The sequence below is a fragment of the Cupriavidus sp. SIMBA_020 genome, assembly GCF_046535395.1.
GTDB lineage: Bacteria > Pseudomonadota > Gammaproteobacteria > Burkholderiales > Burkholderiaceae > Cupriavidus > Cupriavidus campinensis.
Genome location: NZ_JAWRWU010000178.1, coordinates 1 through 351 on the forward strand (window position 1 = coordinate 1; position 351 = coordinate 351).

Below are 351 nucleotides of genomic sequence, written 5' to 3' on the forward strand. Positions count from 1 at the left end.
CCGCGACACGCCGAGCGACCCCTCATACAGCCAGCAGTGGTATCTGTCCGATGCGAGCGTCGGCATCAACACGCCGCCCGCGTGGACGCGCACCAAGGGTTCACCGACGGTCGTCACGGCCGTGCTCGATACCGGCTACCGCCCGCACCCCGACCTCGTCGGCAACCTGCTGCCCGGCTACAACTTCATCTCGAACGCCAACACCAGCAACAACGGCCAGGCGCGCAGCAACGACGCGACGGACCCGGGCGACTGGGTCACGCAGCAGGAACTCGACGACGCGACCGGCCCGTACTACCACTGCGCGAGCGAACCGAACAACAGCAGCTGGCACGGCACGCGCGTGATGGG

At 68.1% G+C, this 351-nt stretch carries 1 pseudogene; it reads left to right on the plus strand.

Annotated features, from left to right (window positions below):
- Positions 1 to 351, plus strand: a pseudogene (locus SB751_RS28710) (peptidase S8); the annotation flags it as partial.